The organism is Cupriavidus sp. 8B, assembly GCF_054589115.1.
In genome coordinates this window covers 1-852 of sequence record NZ_BAAILO010000480.1, presented here as the reverse complement: position 1 = coordinate 852, position 852 = coordinate 1, and the positions used below count along the sequence as shown (strand labels likewise).

The 852-nt window shown below is 68.0% G+C and carries 1 protein-coding gene and 1 pseudogene; both read right to left on the bottom strand.

Annotated features, from left to right (window positions below; translation table 11 throughout):
* Positions 1-146: pseudogene (locus tag ACYP5B_RS44780) on the bottom strand (4-oxalocrotonate decarboxylase); the annotation flags it as partial.
* A gap of 34 nt (positions 147-180) precedes the next feature.
* The coding region (locus ACYP5B_RS44775) for a fumarylacetoacetate hydrolase family protein (protein WP_459573869.1) at positions 181-852 on the bottom strand (672 nt) is incomplete at its 5' end.

Sequence of the window (852 nt, the reverse complement as noted above, 5' to 3'; positions counted from 1 at the left end):
GCCCGGATCGCGTCCTGGATGGCGTAGGCGTCGTCCCAGTCCATGTCGGGATGGCTGTCGGTGATCTTGCGCACCGGCTCGCGGTTGCGCTCGGCGTTCTCCAGGTGCTCGGCGAGCTGCTGGATGGTGTCTTGGGTGAGGTTCATGGCAATGTCCTGGCCGATGGCATAAGGAATCCGTTCAAACGAAGCGCACGCCGGCCGAGCCGATGCCGCCCAGGCTGATGCGCAGCTGGTCGCCAGCCTTGACCGGCACCATCGCGGCCAGCGAGCCGGACAGGATCACCTCGCCCTTCTTCAGCCCGATGCCGAGCCGGCCCAGCGTGTTGGCCAGCCATGCCACGGCGTTGGCCGGATGGCCAAGCGCGGCGGCGCCGGCGCCGGTGGCGACGATCTCGCCGTTCTTCTCCAGGGTCATGCCGACCGTGCCGAGGTCCAGCCCGCGCGGGTCCACCGCCGCGTCGCCCAGCACGAACACGCCGGACGATGCGTTGTCCGCCACGGTGTCCTGGATCCGGATCTTCCAGTCGCGGATGCGCGAGTCGACAATCTCGAAGCACGGCAGCACGTAGGCGGTGGCGCGCAGCACATCGGCATTGGTCACGCCCGGGCCTTCCAGGTCCTCCTTGAGCACGAAGGCGATTTCCCCTTCGGCCTTCGGCGCGATCAACGTGTCAGCGGCAATGGCAGCGCCGTCGCCATAGACCATGCCGGACAGCAGGTGCCCGAAATCCGGCTGGCGCACGTCGAGCATGTCCATCACCACCCGGCTGGTCACGCCGATCTTCTTGCCGATCACGCGCTCGCCCGCATCCAGGCGGTGCTGCACCATGGCCAGCTGGATGCGGTAGGC